Source organism: Fibrella aquatilis (assembly GCF_017353255.1).
Taxonomy (GTDB): domain Bacteria; phylum Bacteroidota; class Bacteroidia; order Cytophagales; family Spirosomataceae; genus Fibrella; species Fibrella aquatilis.
This window is the reverse complement of the sequence record NZ_JAFMYU010000051.1, coordinates 1-1,588: the sequence shown is the minus strand read 5'-3', so window position 1 is coordinate 1,588 and position 1,588 is coordinate 1. Positions and strand designations below refer to the sequence as shown.

General features: G+C 51.6%; 3 protein-coding genes and 1 pseudogene. All 4 read right to left on the bottom strand.

Translation table 11 applies throughout. The features are described 5' to 3' along the window. Positions 1–206, bottom strand: a 206-nt coding sequence (locus J2I48_RS28085) for an ExbD/TolR family protein (protein WP_207338861.1), incomplete at its 3' end; no start/stop codon positions are given. A gap of 141 nt (positions 207–347) precedes the next feature. Further along, positions 348–569, bottom strand: a complete 222-nt coding sequence (locus tag J2I48_RS28080; protein WP_207338860.1) for a hypothetical protein — start codon at positions 567–569, stop codon at positions 348–350. A gap of 1 nt (position 570) precedes the next feature. Then, positions 571–1,398, bottom strand: a complete 828-nt coding sequence (locus tag J2I48_RS28075) for an energy transducer TonB (protein ID WP_207338859.1) — start codon at positions 1,396–1,398, stop codon at positions 571–573. Between the two features lie 3 nt (positions 1,399–1,401). Next, positions 1,402–1,588, bottom strand: a pseudogene (locus tag J2I48_RS28070) (biopolymer transporter ExbD); the annotation flags it as partial.

Sequence of the window (1,588 nt, the reverse complement as noted above, 5' to 3'; positions counted from 1 at the left end):
CTAATAGGTTGCGTTAAAATCGTTTCGTTACGATCTGGCACATTCAGCACCATTGCTTTCGGTTTACTCAGCGTGGTAGCCAGAATAAAGAAGGTAATGAGCAGGAAGCCCAAGTCTACCATCGGCGTCATGTCGGCACGCGTTGAAGCTTTCTTAGACCGTACTTTGCCGCTTTTTTCAGGCCCACCTAGTTCAATAGCTGCCATGGTTTCAGGGGTTTTGTTTGTTCGTTTGATGCAACCACAGCCCCAATTCCATAAAACGAAGGCCTGCTTTTCAACTAGTTAATCAGCTGAAAAACAGGCCTTTAATAAAACACATAAATTAATGCAGGCGAGTTGACTACCTCACTGCTCGCGAAACCGTTGTATGGCCCGGTAGCCTCTGAAGGCTCCATAGATAATCAACAACACAGCCAATGCATACCGCAACGGACCGGCCAATATGTCAATCCCGAAAGACTGAGAGGAGGCCATCAGTGCGATGCCTCCTCCCAGATATGCTAATGCCGCCACCGCCGATAGATAAAGCGTTAACTGGCTGGCAATGCGATTTTCGTCGCGATCCATCTTATTCCAACTGGAAGCTAATCGGCAGGTTGTACTTCACCCGAACCGACCGGCCCGACTGCTTGCCTGGCTTCCAGCGTGGCATTGATTTTACCACCCGGATAGCCTCTTCGTCAGTACCAAAACCAAGGCCTTTCAGCACCTGTGCATCAGTGATTGATCCGTCCGTGTTTACCGTAAAGCTCACAAACACCTTACCCGAAATGTTGGCCCGCTGAGCAGCAGCCGGGTACTTGATGTTCTTACCCAACCAAGCATACATGGCGGCGGTACCGCCCTGAAATTCAGGCTGTTGCTCTACTACTGTAAAGACTTCGTCGTCTTTGGGAGCTGGTGCTTCAACCACTACTTCAGCCTTGGTGGGGCCAGCCGATTCTTCGGGTGCGGCAATTACTTCTTCGGCGTTAGGGTCACCTTCCTGCGTCTTTTCGGCCGCAACAGCTTCTTTTAGTTCTTCCACGGCGGGTGGTGGCGTCTCTTCAGGCACCTCCTCGTCGGGCTTTACTTCAGGCGGCAAGAATTTCACCGTGTTCACCTTCGGCAATTCGACCGGTGGCGGCGGCGGTGGTGGTGGCTCGTTTGGGTCAATGGGCGGTGGTGGGAGCTTCATCAGATCCACTTCTACCATTGCCTCTTCCTTCTGTTCCGGCGTCAGCACCGAGATCAGCGTTGGGCCAACCAACGCAAGGCCCATCAGTGCTGCGCCGATGATCAATGCCCGCGTTACAATACGTGGGTATTCTTTCCGAAGCGCATAGGCACCATAGGCCTTGTTCCGGTTTGCAAACACGATATCATCGAGTGTTGCATTATTTGGAGTTTCTGCCATGGCTTATATCTCTAGTTTAACTTTGTCTTTAAGCAACGTCTTTTCGTCGGGGGTCAACTCATCAACCAGCGCGTAGCGCTTGAGCTTGATGACGGCCATGTCATCCAATACGTCAACCATGTTCTTGTAGGTCGACTCCTTGGTGGGCTTCAAGACCAGCACAAACTTCTCCCCGCCGACTTTGGTCAGA